The 24,726-nt window shown below is 45.8% G+C and carries 24 protein-coding genes; 16 read left to right on the forward strand and 8 right to left on the reverse strand.

Going from position 1 to position 24,726, the window contains the following annotated elements; genetic code table 11:
- Positions 1-160 precede the first annotated feature (160 nt).
- Positions 161-3,187, reverse strand: a complete 3,027-nt coding sequence (locus H8K29_RS08260; protein WP_186897212.1) for an Rne/Rng family ribonuclease — start codon at positions 3,185-3,187, stop codon at positions 161-163.
- Positions 3,188-3,872: 685 nt separating this feature from the next.
- On the opposite strand from H8K29_RS08260, the gene H8K29_RS08265 reads away from it, so the two are divergent.
- From H8K29_RS08265 to ccoS, 7 genes are all read left to right on the forward strand, one after another.
- Positions 3,873-4,838: an RluA family pseudouridine synthase gene (locus H8K29_RS08265; protein WP_255423312.1), complete on the forward strand. Its 966-nt coding sequence runs from the start codon at positions 3,873-3,875 to the stop codon at positions 4,836-4,838.
- Between the two features lie 92 nt (positions 4,839-4,930).
- On the forward strand, positions 4,931-5,590 hold the full coding sequence (locus tag H8K29_RS08270) for an HAD-IIIA family hydrolase (RefSeq protein ID WP_186885569.1): 660 nt from the start codon (positions 4,931-4,933) through the stop codon (positions 5,588-5,590).
- Positions 5,591-5,605: 15 nt separating this feature from the next.
- Positions 5,606-5,971: a Rieske 2Fe-2S domain-containing protein gene (locus H8K29_RS08275; protein ID WP_186897214.1), complete on the forward strand. Its 366-nt coding sequence runs from the start codon at positions 5,606-5,608 to the stop codon at positions 5,969-5,971.
- A gap of 20 nt (positions 5,972-5,991) precedes the next feature.
- Positions 5,992-6,978 (forward strand): S49 family peptidase, encoded by a 987-nt coding sequence (locus H8K29_RS08280; RefSeq protein WP_255423328.1) that lies wholly within the window; start codon positions 5,992-5,994, stop codon positions 6,976-6,978.
- A 469-nt stretch (positions 6,979-7,447) separates the two neighbouring features.
- Positions 7,448-7,687: a heavy metal translocating P-type ATPase metal-binding domain-containing protein gene (locus H8K29_RS08285; protein WP_186897216.1), complete on the forward strand. Its 240-nt coding sequence runs from the start codon at positions 7,448-7,450 to the stop codon at positions 7,685-7,687.
- Positions 7,688-7,695: 8 nt separating this feature from the next.
- On the forward strand, positions 7,696-9,954 hold the full coding sequence (locus H8K29_RS08290) for a cation-translocating P-type ATPase (protein ID WP_186897217.1): 2,259 nt from the start codon (positions 7,696-7,698) through the stop codon (positions 9,952-9,954).
- 2 nt (positions 9,955-9,956) lie between these two features.
- Positions 9,957-10,100 (forward strand): cbb3-type cytochrome oxidase assembly protein CcoS, encoded by a 144-nt coding sequence (gene ccoS / locus H8K29_RS08295; protein WP_186885564.1) that lies wholly within the window; start codon positions 9,957-9,959, stop codon positions 10,098-10,100.
- A 5-nt stretch (positions 10,101-10,105) separates the two neighbouring features.
- On the opposite strand, the gene mnmH is transcribed toward ccoS, so the two are convergent.
- Positions 10,106-11,167, reverse strand: coding sequence for a tRNA 2-selenouridine(34) synthase MnmH (gene mnmH, locus H8K29_RS08300; RefSeq protein WP_186897218.1), 1,062 nt, complete (start codon positions 11,165-11,167; stop codon positions 10,106-10,108).
- A gap of 3 nt (positions 11,168-11,170) precedes the next feature.
- The gene (locus H8K29_RS08305; protein ID WP_255423329.1) at positions 11,171-11,749 is read right to left on the reverse strand and encodes an arylesterase; all 579 of its coding nucleotides are present in this window, start codon (positions 11,747-11,749) and stop codon (positions 11,171-11,173) included.
- A 70-nt stretch (positions 11,750-11,819) separates the two neighbouring features.
- Here H8K29_RS08305 and H8K29_RS08310 point away from each other — a divergent pair, with 70 nt between their 5' ends.
- Positions 11,820-12,512: an ABC transporter ATP-binding protein gene (locus tag H8K29_RS08310; RefSeq protein WP_186897220.1), complete on the forward strand. Its 693-nt coding sequence runs from the start codon at positions 11,820-11,822 to the stop codon at positions 12,510-12,512.
- 8 nt (positions 12,513-12,520) lie between these two features.
- Here the strand turns inward: H8K29_RS08310 and H8K29_RS08315 are convergent, their stop codons facing one another.
- From H8K29_RS08315 to H8K29_RS08335, 5 genes are read right to left on the reverse strand one after another with little or no spacing between them, the layout of a single operon-like run.
- Positions 12,521-13,318 carry a UDP-2,3-diacylglucosamine diphosphatase gene (locus H8K29_RS08315; RefSeq protein ID WP_186897221.1) on the reverse strand — a complete coding sequence of 266 codons (798 nt, stop codon included), beginning with the start codon at positions 13,316-13,318 and terminating at the stop codon, positions 12,521-12,523.
- Between the two features lie 19 nt (positions 13,319-13,337).
- Positions 13,338-13,826 (reverse strand): peptidylprolyl isomerase, encoded by a 489-nt coding sequence (locus tag H8K29_RS08320; protein ID WP_186885559.1) that lies wholly within the window; start codon positions 13,824-13,826, stop codon positions 13,338-13,340.
- A gap of 36 nt (positions 13,827-13,862) precedes the next feature.
- The gene (locus H8K29_RS08325) at positions 13,863-14,525 is read right to left on the reverse strand and encodes a peptidylprolyl isomerase (protein ID WP_186885558.1); all 663 of its coding nucleotides are present in this window, start codon (positions 14,523-14,525) and stop codon (positions 13,863-13,865) included.
- A gap of 12 nt (positions 14,526-14,537) precedes the next feature.
- The gene (locus tag H8K29_RS08330; protein ID WP_255423313.1) at positions 14,538-15,800 is read right to left on the reverse strand and encodes a murein L,D-transpeptidase family protein; all 1,263 of its coding nucleotides are present in this window, start codon (positions 15,798-15,800) and stop codon (positions 14,538-14,540) included.
- The gene (locus tag H8K29_RS08335) at positions 15,800-16,834 is read right to left on the reverse strand and encodes a tetratricopeptide repeat protein (protein ID WP_186897222.1); all 1,035 of its coding nucleotides are present in this window, start codon (positions 16,832-16,834) and stop codon (positions 15,800-15,802) included. Before H8K29_RS08335 ends, H8K29_RS08330 begins: the two co-directional genes overlap by 1 nt.
- Before the next feature lie 548 nt (positions 16,835-17,382).
- Between H8K29_RS08335 and H8K29_RS08340 the strand changes: the two genes are divergently transcribed.
- From H8K29_RS08340 to motB, 8 genes are all read left to right on the forward strand, one after another.
- Positions 17,383-18,357, forward strand: coding sequence for an acetyl-CoA carboxylase carboxyltransferase subunit alpha (locus tag H8K29_RS08340; RefSeq protein ID WP_186885556.1), 975 nt, complete (start codon positions 17,383-17,385; stop codon positions 18,355-18,357).
- Entirely contained in the window at positions 18,354-19,763 is a 1,410-nt protein-coding gene (gene tilS / locus H8K29_RS08345; RefSeq protein ID WP_186897223.1) for a tRNA lysidine(34) synthetase TilS, read from the forward strand. The genes H8K29_RS08340 and tilS overlap by 4 nt, the downstream gene beginning before the upstream one ends.
- Positions 19,763-20,482 carry a DNA polymerase III subunit epsilon gene (gene dnaQ, locus H8K29_RS08350; RefSeq protein ID WP_186897224.1) on the forward strand — a complete coding sequence of 240 codons (720 nt, stop codon included), beginning with the start codon at positions 19,763-19,765 and terminating at the stop codon, positions 20,480-20,482. The genes tilS and dnaQ overlap by 1 nt, the downstream gene beginning before the upstream one ends.
- A gap of 528 nt (positions 20,483-21,010) precedes the next feature.
- Positions 21,011-21,328 (forward strand): flagellar transcriptional regulator FlhD, encoded by a 318-nt coding sequence (gene flhD, locus H8K29_RS08355; RefSeq protein WP_186885553.1) that lies wholly within the window; start codon positions 21,011-21,013, stop codon positions 21,326-21,328.
- A gap of 43 nt (positions 21,329-21,371) precedes the next feature.
- Entirely contained in the window at positions 21,372-21,926 is a 555-nt protein-coding gene (gene flhC / locus H8K29_RS08360) for a flagellar transcriptional regulator FlhC (RefSeq protein WP_186897225.1), read from the forward strand.
- 431 nt (positions 21,927-22,357) lie between these two features.
- Positions 22,358-22,762 (forward strand): class I SAM-dependent methyltransferase, encoded by a 405-nt coding sequence (locus tag H8K29_RS08365; RefSeq protein ID WP_186885551.1) that lies wholly within the window; start codon positions 22,358-22,360, stop codon positions 22,760-22,762.
- A 137-nt stretch (positions 22,763-22,899) separates the two neighbouring features.
- Positions 22,900-23,760 carry a flagellar motor stator protein MotA gene (gene motA, locus H8K29_RS08370; protein ID WP_186885550.1) on the forward strand — a complete coding sequence of 287 codons (861 nt, stop codon included), beginning with the start codon at positions 22,900-22,902 and terminating at the stop codon, positions 23,758-23,760.
- A 21-nt stretch (positions 23,761-23,781) separates the two neighbouring features.
- Positions 23,782-24,711 carry a flagellar motor protein MotB gene (gene motB, locus H8K29_RS08375; RefSeq protein WP_186885549.1) on the forward strand — a complete coding sequence of 310 codons (930 nt, stop codon included), beginning with the start codon at positions 23,782-23,784 and terminating at the stop codon, positions 24,709-24,711.
- The last annotated feature ends 15 nt before the right edge of the window (positions 24,712-24,726 follow it).

The following is a 24,726-nucleotide window of genomic DNA, read 5'->3' on the forward strand; positions in this document are numbered from 1 at the left end:
ATTTACAAGCCCTTTAAGCATGCTGAGGATAACCCGATTTATCTAAATAATGGGGGGAGTATCCAATAAAAGCAAAAAAGTCGGCAAACTTTTTGAGTTTGCCGACTTTGTGTAACGCCGCATATCAGCGTTGGATAACCGCGTTATGTTGCGTTTCCGATTAATGGCGTGTTTCAACCAGAACCAAAGGCTCAGTCGATGCCGGAGGCAATGGCTTGCGTTCGCGTGGCACACGTGCCGGCGCTGTTGTCTGGCTGACGCTGTCCTGCGCTGCACGCAGCTTTTCAGGGTTGGTCACGGCCAGTTCCAGACCTGCGGCGCTCAGCATTTGCTTCAGTTCTTCAACAGGCATACTTGCTGCTGCAGGCTTGGTGCGGACTGGCGCAGGTGCAGGCGCTGCTACTGGTGCTGACACCACTGCCGGAGCAGATTCGACCAGCGTTGGCGCTGCTGGTGCTGCCGGTACTTCTGCTGCTTTTGCTGTTTCAGCTACTTCGGTTACGACAACTGCTACAGGTTCAACGCTGGTAACAACGGCTGGTGTTGGTTCAGCCGCAACTGCTACCACTTCAGTCTGCGTTGCTACTGCTGCGGTTACTACCGGTGCGATCGCTGCCGGTGCCACGACTTCTGCTGGTGCAGAAACAGGTGCTGCTTTTACTTCGGCAATCTCAACCGGCGCAGCAGCGACATTAACAACATCGATCGATGCAGGTGCAACTGGTGCGCTGCTAGCTTCTGTGACCAGCGCCGGTGCCGGAGCAACTGATACGACAGGCGCTTCCTGAACAAACTGAACAACTGGCGTTGCTGCAGGTGCAACTGCTTCGATGACAGGTACCGGCGTCACTATCGTTACCGGCGCAACTTCACTGCTTGCTTCGGTTGCGACCGGGACAAAAGCTTCTGCGCCAGATTCAGCAATCACTTCGCCTTGCTCATTCAATTCACCTGGTTCGCGATCACGGCGATTGCGGTTGCGGCCACCACGACGGCGACGGCGACGGCGCTCTTCGCTTTGCTCCGCATTCTCGTTGTCTGCAACAGGTTCGACACCATTGACGGGCGCGGCTTCCGGAACAACTTGCACTGGCACCGGATCAAGATGCTTCTGAATCAGATCGTCGGTCTTCGCATCGGCTGTCAGTGCTTCTTTGCGTTCTTCGCGCTGACGTTGCTGACGTTCGCGGCGACCTTCCTGGCCTTCTTTCGGCTCACGTGGCTCGCGTGGTTCACGGGCTTGCTTCGCTTGCTTTGGGGGACGTGTCGCTTCTTGCGTTATCGCTGGTTTGTCGCTATCCGCTTTTTCAACTTTGTCGTTGCGGCCATTTGCGTTGGTCGGGCGATCTTCACGTTCATCGCGGTCACGATTGCGACGGTTGCGATTGCGTGGATTGTTGCGTGAGTTACGGCCATTACGGTCGCGCTCAGCCGATTTATCTTCGCTGACGACAGGTGTTTCGACTGTGGCTGGCGCTTCGGATTTGCCGAACAGGAAGCCCATTACCTTGCTGAAAAAGCCTGGCGCAGGCGCTGCAGCTGCAACCGGAGTCGCTACCTCTTTGCGTTCAACGATAGGCGCCTGATCAGGCGTGATACTTTTCACGACAGCTTCCTGACGTGGTTTGATATCTTCTTTCTGGCGTTTGCTGTAGCCGATATCAGTATCTGCCTGCTCTGCCATGGCGTAGCTGGCGTGATGCTCTTCCAGACGCGGATCATCTGTTTTCAGACGATCGAGTTTGTAATGTGGTGTTTCGAGATGCGTGTTCGGAATCAGAATCACCGTCACGCGATGACGCGTTTCGATCTTCAGGATTTCGCCACGTTTTTCATTCAGCAGGAATGCAGCAACATCGACCGGCACCTGAACATGGATCGCCGCAGAGTTTTCCTTCATCGCTTCTTCCTGGATGATGCGCAGGACTTGCAATGCAGAAGATTCAGTATCGCGGATGTGGCCGGTGCCATTGCAGCGTGGGCAAGTGACGTGGCTGCCTTCGGACAGGGAAGGGCGCAGACGCTGGCGTGATAATTCCATCAAACCAAAGCGGGAAATCTTGCCCATCTGTACGCGTGCGCGGTCGTAGCGCAGCGCATCTTTGAGGCGGGTTTCGACTTCGCGTTGATTCTTGGCGTTTTCCATGTCGATAAAATCGATCACGATCAGGCCGCCTAAGTCACGCAGACGCAGTTGACGGGCAACTTCTTCTGCGGCTTCGAGATTGGTGTTGAATGCCGTGGTTTCGATGTCGCCACCGCGAGTAGAGCGTGCTGAGTTGACGTCAACCGAGACCAAAGCTTCGGTGTGATCGATAACGATCGCGCCGCCGGATGGCAATGGTACGGTACGGCTGTACGCAGTTTCGATCTGGTGTTCGATCTGGAAGCGCGAGAACAGTGGTACGTCGTCACTGTAGCGTTTCACGCGATGCACCATATCGGGCATCACATGGCTCATAAACTGCTGCGCTTGTTCGTAAATTTCGTCGGTGTCGATCAGAATCTCGCCGATATCCGGCTGGAAGTAATCGCGGATCGCACGAATGACGAGTGATGATTCCTGGTAAATCAGGAAGGCACCCGGCGTGGATTTGCCAGCGCCTTCAATCGCACGCCAGAGTTGCATCAGGTAGTTCAGATCCCATTGCAACTCATCGACATTGCGGCCTATGCCTGCAGTGCGGGCAATCACGGACATGCCGGTCGGCAGATCCAGCTTATCCATGGTGTCGCGCAATTCCTGACGGTCTTCGCCTTCAACCCGGCGCGATACACCGCCGCCACGTGGGTTGTTCGGCATCAGCACCAGATAGCGGCCTGCCAGTGAAATGAACGAAGTCAGCGCGGCGCCTTTATTGCCGCGTTCTTCTTTTTCCACCTGCACCATGATTTCCTGGCCTTCGCGCAGGGCTTCTTTGATGGAAGTATTGCGGACGTCGATACCTTCTTTGAAATAAGAGCGGGCGACTTCTTTAAATGGAAGGAAACCGTGACGTTCTTCGCCGTAGTTGACGAAGCAGGCTTCGAGAGAAGGTTCGATGCGGGTGATGACACCCTTGTAGATATTTGACTTACGTAATTCGCGACCGGCGGTCTCGATATCAATGTCGATGAGTTTTTGCCCATTGACGATGGCAACACGCAGTTCTTCTTGCTGTGTTGCGTTGAACAGCATACGTTTCATGTTTTTACTCCGTGACCTGTTGGTCATCTTTTGTCACACACTCATGCAATGAGCATGTGACTGTACTGATATGGGGATGTATGCCAGGAAGGAGTGCCTGAAGGAGGGGGAAATGCCTGTGGCGCAGCAGGATAATATCGCTATCAGTGATGAAACTGCTTTGCGACGAAAATTAAATTCAATTTTTATTCTGCTTCGCGCCGGGCGCGTCTGATTCTGGTACGAAGTCGAGTGCACATGTCCCCCGCGTTGTCTGATCTTGCTATATTTGTGCAATAGCGAAGTACAACGCCAGGCGATGAGCAACTTTGGTGTCAGACCATCTTATTGTGTTGTGTCTGACGGAATCGCCTTTACTACCAAAATCATCATAGGCAAGCATGCTTATTCATCATAAACCAGCATCTCTTGCCTAACTTATCCTTACTATTCAAACGCTCTGATCCAACCTCGTTTCACTGAAGTCCGACAGCAACAGTTGGTTGCCACCTTGACCCGTCAACGATGCTGCATACACATCTTTTCCATCATATTTGCAAACTGGCGAGGCTGATGGACTGACCCCTGTGTAAAATAGCTGTTTATTTCTATTACACTGCTAAAGCGTAATTGCTGAAGCGAAAATGATTATATATTCAAAATGAAGGACTTAGCGATAATTAATGGGGGAAGGCATCAAAAACAGATGCAAACTACGCCCCCGCAAGAGCCTTCAGCTTCTGCGCCCAGAGTACAGCTCCTGACAATCTCTGAAGAAGAGGCTGGTCAGCGGATTGATAATTTCCTCTTACGTATATGTAAAGGCGTACCAAAAAGTCACGTTTACCGTGTATTGCGCTCTGGAGAAGTGCGCGTCAATAAAGGACGTATAGATCAGTTATACAGACTGGTGGAGGGGGATGTTGTCCGTATTCCTCCTATACGCATGGCTGAACAATCGACGCAAGTGGTTCCTAAACTTGAGTTCCCGATTCTGTTTGAAGATAATTATCTGTTGATCATCGATAAGCCTGCGGGGGTTGCTGTGCATGGTGGTTCAGGCGTCAGTTATGGCGTGATCGAGCAATTACGGGCGTCGCGGCCAGATGCCAAGTTTCTGGAACTGGTGCACCGGCTAGACCGCGAAACATCCGGAATTCTGCTGATTGCAAAAAAACGGACAGCCTTAACAAATTTACATGAGCAGATGCGCGATGGTCTGACCGATAAGCGTTACTACACGCTGGTCTCGGGCGACTGGAAAAATGCCCGGCAACATGTGAAGTTGCCTTTGCATAAATACACCACGGCTGATGGTGAGCGACGTGTCCGGGTGCAGGCGGATGGCATGGCGTCCCACACGATCTTTACACTCAAAAAGAAGTTTAAAGAATTTGCTTTGCTCGAGGCGGAATTAAAAACCGGGCGTACGCACCAGATTCGTGTGCATTTGTCTGCCAGTGGGTTTGCCATTGCCGGCGATGATAAATACGGGGATTTTCCTTTAAATAAAGCATTGCAGAAGGCGACGGCAACACGCGGCGCCCTCAAGCGTATGTTCTTGCATGCTCATCAGATTACTTTCACGCATCCCGAGACCGGCAAACAGATGACAGTCAATGCCCGGCTTCCGGAAGAGTGCGAACACTTTCTGCGCAGTCTGGAGGCGTAGCAGAAAAACTTGAACGTTTATTAATGGTATGATCGAGGTACTCACAAGCAACATCAGTCCTCACCTGAAATGGCGGGGAGTTCATTCTTAATATGGCAAAAAAGCAATTTGATTTTATCGTGTTTGACTGGGATGGCACCCTCATGGACAGTACTGCCACCATCGTCAAATGTATTCAGGCGGCAGCAAAAGATCTGGGCTTGCCCATACCTGGCGATCATTCGGCAGCGTATGTGATCGGCTTATCGCTTCTTGAGGCGATGAAAGCTGCGGTTCCCGATGTTGATCCGAAATACTATCCGCGCATGGTGGAGCGTTATCGTTACCACTATTTGTTAAAAGATCATGAGTTGCCATTGTTTGATGGTGTGCGAGATATGCTCAATGAATTGTCTCAGGATGGTTATTTTTTGGCGGTCGCAACCGGAAAAAGCCGTGTTGGCCTGAGCCGGGCGTTACATACGGCAGAGCTGACATCCTTGTTTGATGCGACACGCTGTTCTGATGAAACGTTCTCCAAACCGCACCCGGCGATGCTGCAAGAGCTGACCAGAGAATTAGGGCAGGATATGCAACGCACACTGATGGTTGGTGATACCACCCATGACTTGCAAATGGCAAATAACGCCGGTGCAGCAGCCGTTGCTGTTGAGTATGGCGCACACGACGCGCATTTACTGTCTGGTTTCAATCCTCTGTATTCAGCAAAGACCGTAGCAGAGTTACATCAATGGCTCAGAGAAAATGCCTGAGTGGAGTCGCGTTGAATGAAATCTATTGCAATCTGTCAATCTGAAGAACTGATCAACGGTGGAAAAGGGGTGCGTTTTCCGCTGACAGCAGGCAGTGACGATGCCGTTGGTTTCGTCATTCGCTACGCCAATGAAGTGCATGCTTACCTGAATCGTTGTGCTCATGTACCGGTAGAGCTGGATTGGACTCCAGGTGAGTTTATTGAATCCAGCGGCTTATTCATTATGTGTGCAACGCACGGAGCAATTTATCAGCCAGAAACAGGATATTGCTCCGGCGGACCTTGCCGCGGGAGTCGGCTCAGGAAAATTGAGGTCAGCGAGTCGGATGGAATGGTTTACTGGCATCCGGATGATTATATTCAGCCTGTAATTGCCTGAAAGAATACAAAGGTAAGATGATGAACGACCCGTTGTTTGAAAAAAAACCAGCTGACAGCACAGAAAATGCATCTGCATCCTGGGATAGGACAGTGTTAGAGAAGCTACTGTTTGAGTCTCTGCGTGAGCAGCGATTGCGACGTCGTTGGGGAATATTTTTTAAATTCACCTTTCTTCTGCTTATTCTTGGCGGCTTTTACTATTTTTCCGGTTTTTCAGATGCTCAGACGGAAAATCTGGGGCATCACACCGCCTTGGTTGAAATTGATGGTGAAATTGATGCTGGTGGCAGTGCCAGTGCTAAAGACGTGATTCCTGCATTAAATCGCGCATTTGCCGATGCTGGATCAGTGAGTGTGATATTGCGCATTAACAGTCCCGGTGGCAGCCCGGTTCAGGCTGGTATGATCAATGACGAGATTGTCCGCTTGCGGTCGCATTATCCAGATAAAAAGCTGTATGTGGTAGTGGATGAGATTTGCGCGTCTGGTGGCTATTACATCGCCGCAGCCGCCGATAAAATTTATGTCAATAAAGCCAGTGTCCTTGGTTCCATCGGTGTTTTAATGGATGGTTTTGGTTTTACGGGTCTGATGAATAAAGTCGGTGTTGAGCGCCGCCTGATGACGGCAGGTGAAAATAAAGGCTTTATGGATCCTTATTCACCACAGACCGAAAAACAAAAAGAATTATCTCAAGCCATGTTGAACGAAATTCATGCGCAATTTATTGATGTGGTTCGCAAAGGACGAGGTAAGCGTCTGAAGGAAACGCCGGAAACTTTTTCCGGTTTATTCTGGATCGGTAGCAAAGCTGTCGAGATGGGTTTGGCTGACGATTTTGGTACAGTTGAGTCTGTTTCACGAGATGTGATCAAGGCTGAAGATATCGTTGATTACACGCAGAAAGAAGGCTTGCCTGAACGTGTTTTGAAAAAATTTGGCGCTTCGGTAGGAAGCAGCGCAGTCAGTTCTCTGTTAAAGAGCAATAGTCTATCAATACGCTGATCTGATCAGATCTGAATTGATCTATTTTGTTTAGTTGGTTTTTTAAATCTGTCTTCCGGCATACATAGTTTTAATTTTCTTTTCTATCTTTTCCGCTTCATTTATATTGGGTACGTAGCTGGTTCAAAACAGGAGGTCGATATAGACAATATTTCGTTTCCATGTTCGTTGTTCTCTGAGATCCGGACTCCATCGTTGTTCCGGTTTTGTGCGAAGTAGAAGGATGACAATTTGAATTGCTATTTCCATCTTAGACATGGATCAGAGGTTTCTAGGAATCCTCACCTTTCAGGGCTTAAACTTAAAAGACGGTAGTGCAATGCTGCCGTCTTTTTTAATTTTTAAGTCGTGCAGCCTGTCTTTCTTCAGCATCAGTGCTTCAGTCCCGTTCTGCGTTGCGTCAAATCAATCGGTAATATGCCATTTAATGTAAGATAGCTCACAATACCGCTTTGAATTCTAATTTCCCATGGCAATCACCTTCAGTCACTTATTAGCTCTGTTTTCTCCGGCGCAGAACAGCGCTGAGAAGATTGATTGCTATCATTGCGGTGAGAAAATGCGTAAGAACAAGGCTATTTACGTCAAATTCAATGGGAAAGAGCAGCCGGTTTGTTGTCATGGTTGCCTGGCTATTCTGCGGACTGTTGAGCAGAACAATATGATTTCAGAATATTTAAAAGCGAAGTCCGTTCAAACGGAAACTTAATCACATTCATGTCTGGTGTTAACCAATCCCCCGCATTCCCTGCAGAGTCTGCAGAAAGTAAGCAGCTGCAGCATGAAAAACTCAGCTTGTCCGGCATGCGTTGTGCCGCATGCATGCAACTGATCGAATTTCGTGTCCGTCAGCTTCCTGGCGTCACTGCGTTCAAGATTAATGCCGCGAGTCATCGCGCCGAGCTGGCGTGGCAGGCGGATAAGAATAATCTCAAAAATATCATTAACTCGATTGTCCAGCTTGGTTACGGCGCGTTACCGGTCAGTTACGACACAGATGAAGCTGAAAAGAAAGAAAATAAATTAGCGATCTGGCGTTTATTTGTTGCCGGTTTTGCGATGATGCAGATCATGATGTATGCGTTTCCTGCTTACCTTGTTCCGGTTCCGCAAGTGGATGGAGATCTGACGCCTGATCTGGATAAATTACTGAAAATTGCGAGCATGCTGATCGCGGTGCCAGTGATAGGTTTTTCTTCGATGCCATTTTTCAAGTCGGCTTGGCGTGATTTACGTAACCGTCATATCGGGATGGATGTGCCTGTATCGTTAGGAATCTTGTTGACGTTTTTCGCAAGTGTCTGGGCAACTTTTGAAGGCGGAGCTGTTTATTATGACTCGGCCATCATGTTTGTTTTTCTGTTGCTTGGTGCGAGGCTGATCGAAAGTCTGGTGCAAAAGAAAACGACGGCGGCCTTGCGCGTGCTGACGCAACTGACAGAAGTAGCCGCACAAAGAATGACGAATTACCCAGACAGCAGGCAAGCCCAAACTGTGAATGCGTCAGACTTGCAGGTGGGTGACTATCTGTTAGTTGCGCCCGGAGAGCAAATTCCTGCCGATGGTGTTGTGCTGGAAGGGCGTAGCGAATGTGACGAGGCTTTGATGACGGGGGAGTCCCATCCTGTCGTTAAGGCCGTTGGTGATCAGTTAATTGCAGGAGCAATCAATCTGACTGGGACCCTGACGATGCAGGCATCAAAGGTTGGGAGCGATACTCAATTATCGACGCTGATCAGCCTGATGGAAAATGCTGCAACGGAAAAACCACCTATTGTGTTACTGGCAGACAAACACGCCAGCCGCTTTTTAACAATTATTCTGATCATTGCTGCTTTCACTGCGATCGGATGGTTTTATATAGACTCGTCCAGGGCACTATGGATAGCCGTGAGTGTGATTGTGGTGACTTGTCCTTGCGCCTTATCTTTAGCGACACCAGGAGTCATGTCAGCTGCAATCGGGTTGCTGGCAAAAAATGGCGTGCTGATCAGAAATGGCAAGGCGATACAGGCAATGGCGGAAGCGACACACTTTGTCTTTGATAAAACCGGTACGCTCACAGTCGGTAAGTTACGTGTATCCGATACGTTGGTTTTTCGGGAGTATGTACAGGCTGAGGCTATTGCATTTGTTATGGCTTCCGGCTCTACACATCCTGCCGCAAAGGCCATTGCAGACAGTTTAGCTGCGCAACATGCACAGTCGTCAGCTATGAACTCAGCGATGTTGCAAGAAATCGCTGGAGGTGGCGTGGAGGCGGAGATCGGCGGCAGGCTCTATCGCCTCGGCAATGCGGATTTTGTGTCTGAGATCACACACGCCAATTTTGTTGCGCCTGCTGCTTGTGCGAATAAAACACTGTCAATGCTGGCAGATAAAGAGGGTGTGATTTTGTTGTTTGCCATGGCAGATGTCTTGCGCGATGATGCTGTTGAAGCAATACAAAAACTGAAGGCTGCCGGAAAAAAAATAGTGCTGTTGTCAGGTGACAGAAATGATGTGGTGATGGCGATTGCGCAGCAATGTGGAATCACTGAAGCCCATTCTGGTTTGAGTCCGCGTGACAAATTCAACGTAGTACAAAAGCTTCAGGCAGATGGTGCACGGGTTGTGATGGTGGGTGATGGCATGAACGACGGGCCAGTCCTGGCGATTGCAGATGTGGCTGTCGCAATGGGGCAAGGCGCACCGATTTCTCAGACCAGAAGTGATTCGTTACTCATGTCAAACCGATTAAATGACCTTACTTTTGGGTTTGTTGTCGCGAACAAGGCATTCCGCTTAATTCGGGAAAATCTGGCATGGGCAGTTCTTTATAATCTGATTGCGATTCCTGCTGCTATCATCGGCTGGCTGGAACCCTGGCATGCTGCATTAGGCATGTCTTTGAGCTCGCTGTTAGTCGTTTTAAATGCACTGCGTTTATATCTTTTACCGCAGCCAGAATTTGTGATGACGGAGACCTTGAATTAATTATGGATATTTTGTATTTGCTGGTACCTGTGAGCCTTGTGCTTGTTTTTGCAATTGGTGCCTTATTCTGGTGGGCGGTGAATCATCGTCAGTTTGACGAGCTGGATCAGGAAGGACAGCGCATTCTCGACGATGTTGAAGGCTGATCAGATCATTTTTCGGCGACGATATTTCTGATTGCCTCTTGCATACTCTTGTCATCAATTCCGTGCAGGTGGATTTCCTGAGCAGCCATAAACTGAGAAAAATTTTTGTTGATTGATTTGTGATATGCCGGATCGTAGTGTTCCTCAAGTAATTTCCGCACCAGCGTTTGAATGTCATGCTGAGATGCGAGTGTTTTCCACTGAGTGATTTTTTCTTTGCCATGTATCGAGGTTAAAAAATCTAATTGCTGACCCAGATGTTCCGTATCAATAACGAAGTGTGCATAATCTTCCACGAGTAAATTAACCCGCTCCCGGATGTCGAGTTTTAGAGAGAGGCATGCTGCGGCTCTGATTCCTTCCATAATAGAATCCGGTACCCGCATATTGCCAACTTTCTTGCTTTCGGCTTCGACGTATACATGTTGAGTTTTATTAATCTTGCGTAAAGTTTCCCAGATGCGACTTTCAAAATGTTTTTGTGAGGGTTGTTTTTTATTCGGAATATCACCCAGTACTGACCCTCGGTGACATGCAAATTTTTCCAGATCCAGTACTTGTTGCCCGACGCTATTCAGTGCTGCTAGTAACCGGCTTTTAGCACTACCGGTTGGTCCGCATAAAACCTTCCAGTTGATTCCTTGCGCGAGAAGCGGAATGTTTTCGTTAACATGCTGGCGATATGCTTTGTAGCCTCCATGTAGCTGCGCTGCAGGCCAGCCGATTCTGGAAAAAATGTGCGCCATTGAGCCGCTACGATTACCTCCGCGCCAGCAGTAAATCAGTGGGCGCCATTCTTTTGGCTTCTTCTGAAATAGATGGGTCAGGTGATTTCCTATATTGATCGCCACCAGCGCTGCGCCAAGGCGTTTGGCTTCAAATGCGCCGACTTGCTTGTACATCGTGCCGACACGGATTCTTTCCTCGTCATTCAGAACCGGGCAATTAATGGCGCCAGGAAGATGATCTTCAGCAAACTCGGATGGGCTACGGACATCAATGATGCAATCAAACTGATGTAAGTCCGATACGATGTCATCAAAAAAACAGACCTCAGGGTATTTCATAAATTATTTTCTGAGTAATGGGTAAAGGCGTGGCCAGACATTATTGAGGATAATAGGGTGTGCTTTTGCTACAGGATGGATTCTGTCTGCCTGAAAAAAATCATTTGAATCGGCGACGCCTTGTAGCAGGAAGGGTACCAGTACGATTTTCTGTTCGGTGGCCAGCATGGAATATAAAGAGAAAAATTTCTGCGCGTATTCTTTCCCGTAATTTGGCGGTATTTGCATACCGGTAAGGATCACTTGTGCCTTTTCTTTTTTTGCGGAGGTAATCATGGCGCGAAAGTTATCTTCGGATGCTTTCAATGACAAGCCGCGCAAGGCATCATTGCCGCCGAGTTCGATGATCACAATGTCCGGATGATGTTTTTCCATTAAAGAAGGGAGTCGGGTTTTCCCACCGATAGTGGTTTCTCCACTGATACTTGCATTGATAACCTGAGCACTTATTTTCTTTTCAGCCAGTTGCTTTTCCATCAGGCTGACCCAACCTTCTCCTCTCGTCAAGCCATATTCGGCTGAGAGGCTATCCCCGAGCACGAGTATGGTTTTTGATGCAGAATGAGCGTGCACAGTCGTCATTCCCAAACTGACAACAAACACTATTTTTAGTAGTTCAGATAAAAATTGGTACACAGATCGAAAAGACAGCATGACACATCCTAAAGAATCAGCAAAAGTAGCAATTGAAGTAAAAAATATTGTTAAGCAGGTCGATGATGCGACTGGCCATTTAACGATACTGAATGGTATTGATTTTACCGCGCATGCGGGGGAGACGCTTGCGATAGTTGGTGCATCTGGCTCTGGTAAATCTACCTTGCTTGGTATTATCGCCGGGCTAGATGTGCCGAGTTCAGGTCAGGTGTTGTTAGATGGTGTTAACCTGTTTTCCTTAAATGAGGATGAGCGCGCCAGATTTCGTAAGGAGAAATTGGGTTTTGTTTTCCAGTCTTTTCAGTTGCTGGCGCATCTGACTGCACTTGAAAATGTGATGCTGCCGTTAGAGTTGCGTGGCGATAAACAAGCCAAAGAAAAAGCAGAGGCCATGCTCGATAGAGTAGGGCTTGCTGCACGCCTGCGGCATTATCCAAAGTACTTGTCCGGAGGCGAACAGCAGCGCGTGGCGCTGGCTCGCGCTTTTGTTACTGAGCCGCCGCTCTTATTTGCAGATGAGCCAACAGGTAGTCTCGATGCGCAGACGGGCGAATCGATTATTCAATTGATGTTCACGTTGAATCGTGAACGACATTCAACTCTGGTATTGGTCACGCATGATTTGTCGATTGCGGCGAGGTGCGGCAGAACATTGAAGATTTCAGCCGGGCATTTGGTGAACGAATAACCGGGTGGTCAGGAAATAACTGTTCCTTCTATTTCCTGACCGTTGAGGTCCGATAGGATTATTTTTCCATCGTCAAAGATGCCGAGCCATCCGCCTCTGTGCTTGTCTGTATCAACATCCCAGTCCGGCAGTACATAACGATATTTGCCCATTTCTGGGTGTCGTGCGGGTCTGTGCGTGTGACCATGAATCATGATGTAGCAAGCTGACGCTTCGAACAGCTTTGCAATGGCATCACTATTGACATCCATGATGTCGCTATCTTTTTTTGCTTGTTCGCTTTTGCTGTTCATACGCATGCTTTGAACAATCAATTTTCGCTCAGATAACGGTCTGCTCAGAAATTGTTTTTGCCACTCCGGATTGCGCACCATAGTCCGGAATTTTATATAGTCAGTATCGTCGGTGCATTGAGCATCACCATGACAAATAACGATATTAAGCCCGGCAATGCTTACCGTGCTGGGATCTGGAAGGAGTTTGGCACCGGTCGTTTCTGCAAAAAGACTGCCTACTAAAAAATCCCGGTTTCCGGCGATCCAGAATAGCTCGACGCCTGACGTAGTCAGGACTTCCAGCGCAGACACGATCTCTTGATTGTAGTCATCTGCAATGTCATCATCGCCGACCCAGTATTCAAATAAATCGCCAAGAATATAGAGCTGTTTTGCTTGCGTTGCTTTTTGCTTCAGAAAAGCCAGAAAGGCACTGGTTGTCTTTGGCAGGGCGGGAGACAGGTGGATATCGGAAACAAACAGCGCAACCAATTCTGGTTGCGCTAGTTCCTGTGATTGCTGAGAGTTCACTGTGTTGCGAAGCTTTTATTTAGACCACTTCTGCTTTTTCGATGATCACGTCTTCAACTGGCACGTCCTGGAACATGCCTGAGCGTGAGGTTTTTACGCTTTTGATTTTATCAACGATATCAGTGCCTTCTGTTACTGTACCGAAAACGCAATAACCCCAACCGTCCTGACCTGGATAGTCTAAAAAGCTGTTATTGGCTGTATTGATAAAAAACTGAGCGGATGCAGAATGCGGTGCGCCAGTGCGTGCCATTGCGATCGAGTAACGCTGGTTTTTGAGTCCGTTGTTAGCTTCATTTTCGATTGGCGCTTGCGTTTCTTTTTGTTTCATGCCGGGTTCGAAGCCACCACCTTGAATCATAAAGCCATCAATGACGCGATGAAAAATAGTACCTGCATAGTGACCGGATTCAACATACGCAATGAAATTAGCAACGGTCTTCGGTGCTTTTTCTGCATCCAGTTCGATTTTGATAGCGCCTAAATTTGTAGTCAGAATGACAGCCATGATATTCCTTGGTAATGAAGTGAAGATAAAAGAAGATTATTTAACAATGCTTGCAGATTCAATGATGATGTTTTGCTTAGGCACATTTTGCATCATGTGCGCGTCGCCGGTCTCTACGGCTTTGATTTTGTCGACAATATCCATCCCTTTGATGACTTTGCCGAATGGTGTGTAACCAGCAGTCGCGAGCAAGGCTTTGTTTCTTGGTGCTTTAACCATATTGCCACGGTAGTTGAACTCTACGGGATCACCGTCTGGCAATATCTGGTGATTTAAAAATTCGTTATTTTTTACATTAATAAAAAATTGCGCTGTCGCAGAGTTTGGATCTTCGGTTCTTGCCATAGCAATAGTACCAAGCTCATTTTTCAGACCCTTATCCAAGGCGCGACGTGCTTCTAAAGGAATAGGTTTGCGTGTTTGCTTTTCCTTCATATTTTTATCATAGCCGCCACCCTGGATCATGAAGTCATTGATGACACGATGAAAAATCGTTCCTTTGTAGTGTCCGGCTTTAACATACTTCAGAAAGTTGTCTACGGTATTGGGGGCAGCATCAGGATAAAGTTCCACCACGATTTCTCCCATGCTGGTTTTTATGGAGACTTTGGGTAACTCTTCGGCCATTAAAAGCTGTGAACTGAATAAAGTTACACCAGCAAAAATAAAACCTGAAATTTTTTTGTACAAGGATGTCATTTTTTTCGCCTGTTATACGTTTGATTCATACACAATTCGCCATTTGGCTGCTTCTTTCCTCCAGTATTGCCTTTTTCTGGTGCTGGCCCTGGCTTTTCCTGAGGTAACTTCTTGTGTGAAGGTGCTGACGATCATTTCATCCTTGCCTGGATAAATAAAATGCGTCACGTCCTTCACTTTAACAATGGGAGTAACCCAGCTATCCCATGTTTGTCTTTGTTTGGAAAACCATAAGTTTAAATCTTCCCCTTGATTTGCCCTGAAATTTCTCGAGTAATTTGCAAAAATCCGGTTGGCATTTTGGCTTTCAAGATCGAGGCGCCAGTCTTCCAGTAACTTTGCCGCAAACTGTTTGTCAAGACTCCATTTTGCTTGATTGACGAATTCAATGTGCTCACTGATGATGACCGGAGTTCTGCCTATATCTACCGATGCAGCGATTTTTAAAAAATCTGGATTCGTCAGTACGACGCAGCCATCTGATGCTAACGGCGGTCTGCTGAAACTACTGGAGGGCATACCATGTAGCCAGATGCCAGAACCACTGCGACCATTAATTTTATCCCATTCGTTAGGATAGTTTAGAGGAAGTGCTCCTGGGCCGTAAAAGTCGGGAAGCTTGCTTCCGGATAAGCGACTGGTAATGTAATAAACTCCGAGCGGGGTTTTTTGATCCCCCTCCTTAAATTTATTTGTACCAAATTTACCCTGACTGATGTAATGGTCACTGACAAGCCGGAGTTGTCCTGCATTGTTTTCGTAGAGATATAAGCGAGATTTTTTTGCGTCGACGAGAATTACTTGCTTTTGATCTTCACGTAGTTGAATAACTGGTCTTGGAAGCAAGTCTGGAGCCGGGCGTTCGCGAAAAGATCTGATCCTCGCAGCAGCTTCATCGCGTAGTTCTTTTAATTTTTCACCCTGAATATTTGCCCCCGCTCCAAAACTGGCTACTGGGCGGGTGTGCATGAGTAACAAATCGCCCCTGATCAGGTGTGCCAACTGAAAGTGCGGGTAGGCGTCGATCAGCTCGTCAATTTTAACTTGAGCGTTCTGAAGCTTATTTTCTGCAAGGCTTTTATAAACTTCAATTAAAAGCTGGTCAGGATTTGCTGTGCTTGAAATTTGTTCAGAAGGCATTTTTTGCGGGCGCGTTCTGGCCATCGCATCAAATGTACCGATGCAGATTGAAATACAGTAGATAAGAAGGGCGCAAACAACCCGCTTCGTGGCTATGTTGACGACCGAAGCATTTCTATTGACAGCGAAAAACATCAGCTACCCGCGCGCTCCTGCTTAATTTGCCATTTACCATCTTGCTTCGTCATGTTGATGGTTTTGCGGCTGTTGGCAGTCAGGCGGTCAGATGTGTATATCTGGCGGAATTTAACAGTTGCATTGTTGCCGTCGATGTTGACTTTGGCACTTTCAATTTTTACGCTGATGCGACCTTTGCCTTCAATTCTCTCGCGCCTTTCCTCTGCCCATACTTTTCGCGATTCGCCTTTAGGTGTCTGGAAATCTTTGGCATAGTGCGCCAGATAGGCGTTGGTATCTTTGTTGCTCCAGGCTTTCGCCCAATTTTCAATGGCTTTCATCACGTCATCTTCATCCTTATCCTGGATTTGTGACGCTTTAGATTTGCTAGTTGTTTCGGCTTTAACCGGTTCTGGTTCGGCCTTTACTGGCGCAGTTGCCTGCTTTGTTGGAGTAGGAGCGACTGGTGCCTTCGCAGACGCCGTCTGTGCAATTTGTATTGCTGGCGACGGGCTTGTTTTAGGGTTTGTTCCACCGGTGGTATTGCCAACCAGATTGCGAACTAAGGTCAGTTTTAACTTAGCAGTGGCGTTTCCCGAATCAAGTTGCAGCGCCTTGTCGTACGCTTGGCTGGCTAACTTCGCGTAGACGTCACCTAAATTTTCGTGCGCTGTGCCATACGTAGGATTTGTTCTGATTGCCATTTCCAAAGATGCCCGGGCTTTATCATATTGTCCTGATGCAGCATATAAAACAGCAAGATTATTATATGGTTCAGGCAATTCCGGATAGTCGTCAGTTAACTTGGTGAAAATATTAATTGCTTCAGCGCTTTTGTTTTGTTCAGTAAGAATCAAGCCTTTTAAAAAACGCATTTGAGCGTCTTTAGGGCGAACAGCCAGGGCACCGTCTACTTTTTGAAGCGCTTCAGATATTTGGCCTGCGCGAAGCAATTTTCCGACATCGGCTGCATCGTCAGCGAAGGAGGGGGCGGAGAATAAGGCGAAAGATAAATTTGATATGACGAAAACACTTTTTAAGATTTGGCGCATGGCGTTCTGGCTTGGATTTATCTGAGATTGACTGAACATAAGAGCGGCAATGTTATACTAAAGCTATACGTAAGCGTCATCTTATCAAATAAGTGTGCTTATTGGGCTTTTGCTCGAGCAAACATCAGATATTCGTGAGTTCATCTTTATTTTTGGTCACAATGGAATACCTTATGTTTTGAATATTCCGCCCATTTCGAATAAGTCTGAGTTTTGCCGATAAGGAAATAGCTACAGATAAAAGACGAAGGCAGTATTTTCCTATTGATTTGGTTTGAGAGTGAACGGATGCTGGACAGAATGGGCAATTTTGATATTTAATCTGCTCCGTTTGAATATTTACGGCATTTCTTTGAGAAAGTCCTGATTATTTATTTGCAAAGTTATTCCATCAACTGATTTTGTATTGTGGGGTTGCGGGCAGATTGAAGTTATAGCGCACGAGGGCTTCAACGCGGCAAGCGATCTATGCAGGTGAACTATATATATATATTGACTTCGTCAATCCGTAAGAATTTTCTCAACTCGTGTGGATTTAAGGAGGCACGATGACTAAAACGACATTCCTGAGTTTTGAGCAGTCAATAGCTGAGCTCGAAACTAAAATTGAAGAGTTGCGCTTCGTACAGGATGACTCTGCTGTTGATATCTCCGAAGAGATTGACCGGCTTTCCAAAAAAAGTCAGATGCTGACTAAAGATATTTATGCAAAGTTGACTCCTTGGCAGGTATCGCAGATATCTCGTCATCCTCAGCGTCCATATACGATGGATTACGTCAACCACGTATTTACCGACTTTCATGAACTACACGGTGACCGTAGCTTCGCTGATGATCAGTCGATTGTTGGTGGTTTAGCTCGTTTTAATGGGCAGTCCTGCATGGTCATCGGTCATCAAAAAGGACGCGATACAAAAGAGCGGGCCATGCGTAATTTTGGTATGCCAAAACCCGAAGGCTACCGTAAAGCCATGCGCTTGATGAAGCTGGCAGAAAAATTTGACATTCCTGTCTTCACTTTTGTTGATACTACCGGTGCCTGGCCCGGTATTGATGCGGAAGAACGTGGTCAATCGGAAGCAATCGGACATAATTTATATGTTATGGCTGAGCTGAAAGTGCCGCTGATCACAACAATTATTGGTGAGGGTGGCTCTGGTGGTGCTTTGGCTTTAGCTGTTGGCGATGCAGTATTGATGTTGCAGTATGCGACATATTCCGTTATTTCTCCTGAAGGATGTGCCTCTATTTTATGGAAAACATCTGACCGAGCGTCTGATGCCGCAGAAGCGCTGGGCCTGACAGCGCACCGGTTAAAGGCAATGGGATTAATCGACAAAATTATTAATGAACCGCTGGGTGGTGCGCACAGAGATCCTAAGCAGATGTGTTCTCTGGTTAAGCGTGCACTGGCCGATACACTGCGTCAGTTCCAGGGTGTTAAAACTAAAGATTTACTTAGCGCTCGCCATGAAAAACTGATGAGTTATGGTAAATTTAAGGAAACAAAGATTTCTGAATGAATCAACGTGGTAACAGCGGTGCTTTACCGCACCGCTTCTCTGAAGTACTGGACTCCTACTTTTCAGAGTTAGGAGTTGAGTCAGTCCCCGGGATGGCTATTGCATATAGTGGCGGGCTTGATTCTTCCGCCCTCCTTATGCTGGCAATTGAATATTGTCGTCTCCGTAAAATTTCCTTGGTCGCAATTCATATACATCATGGACTCAGCATAAATGCTGATTCATGGCTTGAGCATTGTCGATCGGTATGTCTTGCACATAACGTGACTTTTTTGTATCAAAAAGTCACGCTCGATGTTACTAAAAAAGAGGGAATAGAGAGCAGTGCACGAAGTGCTCGGTATCTGGCTCTTGGGCGAATTTGCCAAGAGCACCAGATCAATTTTTGCCTGACGGCTCATCATCAGGATGATCAGGCCGAAACTCTTTTAATGCAGATGTTGAGAGGTTCTGGTGTTGCCGGGTTGTCAGGGATGGATCGATTTAATACTGCAGAGAGTTTGCTTGGTGTCGGCACCCTGATGTTAATGCGTCCTTTGCTGCAGGAAACCAGGGGCGACTTAGAGCAATTTGTTGATTCGCGCGATATTTTGCACATACACGATGAGTCAAATGATGACGCACGATTTCTGAGAAACGCGCTAAGACATAAAGTGATGCCCGTGTTGGAGGAGGTGTCACCAGGGTTCTCTAAACGTATAGTAAGAACAGCAACACACATGCGATCCACCCGTATATTGCTGGAGGATCTTGCTGGACATGATTTAAGTACTTGTTCGGATAATGATGGATTAAGTTTGCAGTCTATTCGTTCGCTGTCGCCTGAGCGTGTTAATAATTTATTGCGACTGTGGTTTGCAAGGCTACGGTCAAGAATGCCAACTACCTCAAGGCTGACGGAGATCCGCAAGCAATTGTTCGATGCGCGTGATGATGCCCGCGTTACAGTTTTCCATGATAATTTGGCGATACATCGATACCGAGACAGAATCTATGCTACCTCCAGACTGGATGAGCAGGATCGATCGGAAAAGTCTGAGGTATTTAAATGGTCAGGGGAAGATAAGTTAGAGTTCCCAGGCATGGGCGGTACTTTGTATTTTCAATTTTCAGATTTTGGCGTTGATTGTGAATGGTTAAAAGGGCGGTCACTCGAGCTTCATTTTCGCCGAGGTGGCGAGCGCCTCAAGTTGGCAGAAAATCGATCTACCCGCGATATGAAAAGCCACTATCAATCCTTAAAAATCCCGTTTTGGGTAAGGCAGCAGCTACCTTACGTATCAATTGGAGATCAACTTATATTCGCTGCAGGCGTAGGGATGCAGTCCAGCTTCTGTTCGCAAGGGAGTGGAAGCCGGATTTTATTAAAGTGGGTTGCAGAACAATCGAATAAGGTATCCATGTGATGGAAAAGAATTTAAGGCAAATTGTTTTAGATACGGAAACAACCGGCTTAAGTGCGCGCGATGGCAATAGAATTATTGAGATTGGCTGTGTTGAGTTAATTAATCGGAAATTATCCGGTAATAATTATCATCAATATATTAATCCTGAGCGCGACTCCGAAGAGGGCGCACTTGCAGTGCATGGATTGACCACAGAATTTCTTAGTGATAAGCCAAAATTTTCTGATGTGGTCAAGCAGTTTTGCGAATATATTAAAGGTGCTGAAATTGTTATTCACAACGCGCCGTTTGATATCTCTTTTCTGAACGCTGAGTTTGCCAGAGTCGGTCTGGGGCTGTTTACTGATTATGTCGAAATCGTTACTGATACCTTGGTTCAAGCTAAAGAGTTGCACCCGGGAAAGCGGAATTCTCTCGACGCTTTATGTGATCGTTACGAAATCTCTAATTCGCACCGAAAGTTGCATGGAGCGCTGCTTGATGCGGAGCTTTTGGCTGACGTATTTTTGGCGATGTCCCGAGGGCAGAATAGTTTTGAAATCGATTTACCTGTTGAAGAGAAACCGGTAATTGAAGAGGTTGTGCTTGTTGATATTCCTATCGACGAAGTCATTCTTAAGATGGCGTCATCTGATGAGTTAATTGAGCACGAAACACTTTTATCTGGTTTGGATAAGCAGTTAAAACAGAGTTGTGTATGGCGAAGTCCGCCTGTATAGATTCAAATATAAATAAGCCGTTGCTATTTCGTTATATTTGTTTTGTATTTTTACCTTCCTTTTCGTGGGTTCTCCACATCAAATCTAGGCAGTTTGTTGCGACATTGCACAAAAACAGAAAAAACTTTAAAAAAATCCAAAAATAATTAAAGTTTTTTCTGATGCTGCCGTTAATAAAGCAGACAGAAAATATTTTTAAATTTATTTTCTAATTCCCCTAAAGTTTTAAAAAATGCTGCCGTTAATGGTATTGAGCTCAGTTAGTTCGGAGCGCTTAACTTCAATAAGTATTTGATTTTTATAGAATTTTAATTTTTAAGCTTGTTTTAGCTTTCTTGAGATTAAAAAAATAAAAAATCGACATAAATTCAAAAAATAAAGCTTGTAAGAATTTGTCTTACGAGCTTCTTCTGTTTTTTCTTCGTATAAATACCTTTTTTTTCCTATACACCCGAAATTTGTGGTCACTCACAATGTATCTCAACGGCAAGATACTTCGCCTTTGAACATGTATTGGAGGGTAGGAAAATGACACAGAACGACATGATGGCTGAAATACGTGATGCAAACTTGAGTTACTTAATGCTTGCTCAGCAAATGATTCGTGCTGATAAGGCAACTGCCATTTTCCGCCTTGGGATCGGTAAGGAAATTGCTGACTTAATTGAGGGTTTGAATAATTCACAAATCCTAAAGCTGGCAGGGTCCAATATGATGTTGGCAAGATTTCGTTTTGAAGACAGCTCAATTCTTTGCATGCTCACTAATTATAATAAAGAGCGTTCTCTCGCTCATTCTCACGCAGCGATTTTAATGGCAGGTCAGCCTGTCGAAGAAATTCATTAAAACTGTGTGTTGAGTATCTTTTAAGTAATGACGAGAGGTTGATATGGCTAGCAAAAGTGTTTTGAATGAAGCATCAGAGATTCAATTAGCGGTAGATTTAGTAAATCTTGGTGCTCGCTTGCAATTGTTGGAGTCTGAAACATCACTCTCTCGTGAGCGGCTATTAAAGATTTATAAAGAGCTGAAAGGTGTGTCTCCTCCGAAAGGAATGCTTCCATTTTCAACGGACTGGTTTACGACCTGGCAACCAAATATTCACTCATCGTTATTTATGAATATCTATAAATATTTGAATGAGCATGCTGAAGTTTCCGGTATTGAAGCTGTTGTTAAATCTTATCGGCTTTATCTTGAACAGGTTGGTTGTGTATCGCCTGACGATGCTGTGCTGTCTTTGACGAGAGCGTGGACTTTGGTTCGGTTTTTCGAAGGGAAAATGCTAACATTTGCAAAATGTTCTGAATGCGGTGGTCATTTTGTTGCACATTCATTGGATTTGAATAATCATTATAAGTGCGGGCTGTGTCATGTTCCCTCCCGCGCAGGTAAAACTAAAAAAACGAGAGAGGCTGACATTCCTTTGGATATGGTGGCTTAATAATTAATTAAATAGGAGTTGCTTTGGAGGCATTGCGTGTTAGTCACAAAAGCCATAGTCCTTCAAGCGCTCAGACCAGATATCCTTTACTAAAGGCGCTACTAGTTCAGATTTTATCGTTCGTCGTTTGCTTTTCTTTTGCGATCATTGTCAAAAATTTTTACGGATACGTATTTAGTCCGTTCACATTTCTTCTTCTTCTTTTATTTCATTCATTTCTGTCTCTCCTAATTTCACTTCTGCTTAAATGTGAGTGGTGGTGGAATGTTATTGCATTCATCTTTCCCATCTTTATCTTCCTCGGTTTGTATCTGCAGATTTCGTCTGCGCTTAGCTTGGTTATCTTTCTTTTTCTTTTTTTTGTTTTTGGTACTACTCTCACTACACGGGTGCCATATTTCCCATCCCATTCGTCGTTGTCGGAAAGACTTTTGGAATTTTTCTCTGATAAAGAAAAGTTGCGGCTACTTGATGCGGGAAGTGGTTTGGGCGGCTTGATTATTGACTTATCTAAAGCCAGACCGGATTGGAAGTTAACTGGCGTTGAAATTTCCTCATTTCCCTGGCTGTTTAGTTTTCTAAGGTCAAAAATCTTACGTCGTCAAAACGTCAAATTTCAACTTGGGAGTTACGAATATTTAAATTTTGAAAAATTTGATGTTGTTTTTGCTTATTTGTCGCCAGTAGTGATGTCAGAAATTTGGAAAAAGGTGCAATATGAAATGGTGCCTGGAAGTATTTTTATGAGTTACGAGTTTCCTATTGATGGTGAGCCCCCGAGTTTCGAAATTCAAGTGAGTGAAAAAGGGGAGATATTGTATGTGTGGCAAATGTGATGTTGAGAGTAAATTCTTTAAAAGAAACATCATTTCTGCATAGATTTACATCAATTTCTGATGATTCCTATTAGTTGGGCTGATATGATTGACGTAAGATATTTGAGCGTAATTTTCCAGTCAGGGAGTAAATTTCCGTGTTAGTTATTGTTGGTTATATTGTAATTTTAGGATCGGTGTTTGGTGGCTATGCGCTAGCAGGTGGGCATCTTGCTGTTTTATTTCAGCCATTAGAGTTACTTATGATTGGTGGTGCTGCTCTTGGTGCTTCTTTTGTAGGAAATAACGCTAAGAATTTGAAGGCAACAATTAAGACGTTGCCAAACGTTTTCAAGGGATCCAAATACTCAAAAGCTCTGTATATGGAACTGATGACCATGCTCTTTGACGTGCTGACAAAAGTGCGGAAAGAAGGGTTGATGTCAATCGAGGGCGATATTGAAAAACCAGAAGAAAGTCCGTTGTTTAGTAAATACCCCTCAATTGTTCATGATCATCACATGATGGAATTTATCTGTGATTATTTAAGATTGATGGTGTCAGGAAATATGGATGCTTTCCAGATTGAAAATCTAATGGATAATGAATTGGAAACGCACCACCACGAAGGAGCAATGCCTTTTCATTTTATCGCTAGATTGGGAGATGGCTTGCCAGCCTTCGGTATTGTTGCTGCGGTGATGGGCGTGGTGCATACCATGGAATCTGTTGGTATTCCCCCTGCTGAATTAGGCATTTTAATTGCTCATGCTTTGGTTGGGACTTTTTTGGGTATTTTGATTGCTTATGGATTTGTGGCACCGCTTGCAAGTTTGCTGGAGCAGCAATTGGAGGAGTCATCCAAAACTTTTCAATGCATAAAAGTGACTTTGCTCGCCAGTTTAAATGGTTATGCCCCCGCATTGGCAGTTGAGTTCGGGCGCAAAGTTTTATATTCAACTGAGCGGCCAACTTTTAGTGAGTTGGAAGAGCATATAAAACAATCGAAGTCGAAATAGTGAGTCTAGCAAGGTTTTCCAATGGCAAATGAAGAGCTGAGGCCGATAATAGTAAAGCGGATTAAAAAGTCTGGTGGCGGCCACCATGGCGGCGCGTGGAAAATTGCCTATGCTGATTTTGTGACTGCAATGATGGCATTTTTTCTCCTTATGTGGCTTCTTGGATCTACGGCAAAGGGAAACTTGCAAGGTATTGCTGAATATTTTCAGACTCCGCTAAAAGTCGCAATGGCTGGTGGTGATGGTAGTGGTGATAGCTCGAGCGTAATTAAAGGCGGGGGGAAGGATCTTAGTTTGCGTGAGGGGCAGAACCGTAAAGGCGATATCGAGTCCCAGAAGCGCTCGTATAACCTTCAGGCTGCCGAGGCTGCGTTAGCAAAAGCTGATGCAGATAGGCTTAAAGCTTTGAAGGGGAAAATCGAAGCGGCAATTGAGTCCAATTCCACGTTGAAAATGTATAAAAAGCAGTTACTGCTGGATATAACCACTGAGGGTTTGCGTATCCAGATGGTTGATGAGCAGAATCGCCCAATGTTTGCATTGGCAAAAGCTGAATTGCAACCTTATACAAAAGAGATTTTGCATGAGATAGGCAAAGCGTTAAATGAGGTACCGAATAAAATCAGTTTGTCTGGACATACCGATTCGGCTCCTTATGGCTTGGGGGAAAAGGGATATAGCAACTGGGAGTTATCAGCTGATCGGGCGAATGCATCCAGGCGCGAGTTGATTTTTGGAGGAATGGACGAGTCAAAGGTTTTGCGGGTTGTGGGTTTATCCTCGTCTGTTTTATTTGATAAGCAAGACCCGCTCAATCCGATTAATCGGCGGATTAGTATTATTGTGATGAATAAGAAAGCTGAAGAATCTGCATCGCAGGATGGTGGTGCTGTTGAGGTGGTAAATCAGGCAGATTCAAGCGCTGAAGTTTCTGTTAAGTCTGCAAAGTAACTTTTAATTGCACTT

The sequence above is a fragment of the Undibacterium sp. CY21W genome, from assembly GCF_014284265.1.
In the GTDB taxonomy this organism is placed as follows: domain Bacteria; phylum Pseudomonadota; class Gammaproteobacteria; order Burkholderiales; family Burkholderiaceae_D; genus Undibacterium; species Undibacterium aquatile.

Bases quoted from the DNA above. Each gene is read 5' to 3' on its own strand.
- H8K29_RS08260 (WP_186897212.1), bottom strand. From the start codon at position 3,187: ATGAAACGTATGCTGTTCAACGCAACACAGCAAGAAGAACTGCGTGTT.
- H8K29_RS08265 (WP_255423312.1), top strand. From the start codon at position 3,873: ATGCAAACTACGCCCCCGCAAGAGCCTTCAGCTTCTGCGCCCAGAGTA.
- H8K29_RS08270 (WP_186885569.1), top strand. From the start codon at position 4,931: ATGGCAAAAAAGCAATTTGATTTTATCGTGTTTGACTGGGATGGCACC.
- H8K29_RS08275 (WP_186897214.1), top strand. From the start codon at position 5,606: ATGAAATCTATTGCAATCTGTCAATCTGAAGAACTGATCAACGGTGGA.
- H8K29_RS08280 (WP_255423328.1), top strand. From the start codon at position 5,992: ATGAACGACCCGTTGTTTGAAAAAAAACCAGCTGACAGCACAGAAAAT.
- H8K29_RS08285 (WP_186897216.1), top strand. From the start codon at position 7,448: ATGGCAATCACCTTCAGTCACTTATTAGCTCTGTTTTCTCCGGCGCAG.
- H8K29_RS08290 (WP_186897217.1), top strand. From the start codon at position 7,696: ATGTCTGGTGTTAACCAATCCCCCGCATTCCCTGCAGAGTCTGCAGAA.
- ccoS (WP_186885564.1), top strand. From the start codon at position 9,957: ATGGATATTTTGTATTTGCTGGTACCTGTGAGCCTTGTGCTTGTTTTT.
- mnmH (WP_186897218.1), bottom strand. From the start codon at position 11,167: ATGAAATACCCTGAGGTCTGTTTTTTTGATGACATCGTATCGGACTTA.
- H8K29_RS08305 (WP_255423329.1), bottom strand. From the start codon at position 11,749: ATGACGACTGTGCACGCTCATTCTGCATCAAAAACCATACTCGTGCTC.
- H8K29_RS08310 (WP_186897220.1), top strand. From the start codon at position 11,820: ATGACACATCCTAAAGAATCAGCAAAAGTAGCAATTGAAGTAAAAAAT.
- H8K29_RS08320 (WP_186885559.1), bottom strand. From the start codon at position 13,826: ATGGCTGTCATTCTGACTACAAATTTAGGCGCTATCAAAATCGAACTG.
- H8K29_RS08325 (WP_186885558.1), bottom strand. From the start codon at position 14,525: ATGACATCCTTGTACAAAAAAATTTCAGGTTTTATTTTTGCTGGTGTA.
- H8K29_RS08330 (WP_255423313.1), bottom strand. From the start codon at position 15,800: ATGTTTTTCGCTGTCAATAGAAATGCTTCGGTCGTCAACATAGCCACG.
- H8K29_RS08335 (WP_186897222.1), bottom strand. From the start codon at position 16,834: ATGCGCCAAATCTTAAAAAGTGTTTTCGTCATATCAAATTTATCTTTC.
- H8K29_RS08340 (WP_186885556.1), top strand. From the start codon at position 17,383: ATGACTAAAACGACATTCCTGAGTTTTGAGCAGTCAATAGCTGAGCTC.
- tilS (WP_186897223.1), top strand. From the start codon at position 18,354: ATGAATCAACGTGGTAACAGCGGTGCTTTACCGCACCGCTTCTCTGAA.
- dnaQ (WP_186897224.1), top strand. From the start codon at position 19,763: ATGGAAAAGAATTTAAGGCAAATTGTTTTAGATACGGAAACAACCGGC.
- flhD (WP_186885553.1), top strand. From the start codon at position 21,011: ATGACACAGAACGACATGATGGCTGAAATACGTGATGCAAACTTGAGT.
- flhC (WP_186897225.1), top strand. From the start codon at position 21,372: ATGGCTAGCAAAAGTGTTTTGAATGAAGCATCAGAGATTCAATTAGCG.
- motB (WP_186885549.1), top strand. From the start codon at position 23,782: ATGGCAAATGAAGAGCTGAGGCCGATAATAGTAAAGCGGATTAAAAAG.